Below are 248 nucleotides of genomic sequence, written 5' to 3' on the forward strand. Positions count from 1 at the left end.
TTTTAAAATTTGATTGTCCATTTGTTTCACCTCTCCGTTAATTATAACATCACTTGCAATACTTTTGCTTAAGACTCCTTTTCTATGATTTCAAGTAAATCATCTATCTCACAGTCTAATGCTTTGCAAATTTTTTCTAGAGTATCAAATTTAATGCCATCGGTTTCTTCATGGTAAAGCCTTGTTATGCCGTTTCTGTGAAGACCTGTTATTCTTGATAATTCAGCAATATTAACTCTTCTATCTCC

At 31.9% G+C, this 248-nt stretch carries 1 protein-coding gene; it reads right to left on the reverse strand.

The window, feature by feature from the left end; translation table 11 throughout:
- Positions 1 to 68: 68 nt before the first annotated feature.
- Positions 69 to 248, reverse strand: a 180-nt coding sequence (locus tag SB749_RS20365; protein ID WP_410711908.1) for a helix-turn-helix domain-containing protein, incomplete at its 5' end; no start/stop codon positions are given.

The sequence above is a fragment of the Brevibacterium sp. SIMBA_078 genome, from assembly GCF_046534565.1.
Lineage (GTDB): Bacteria > Actinomycetota > Actinomycetes > Actinomycetales > Brevibacteriaceae > Brevibacterium.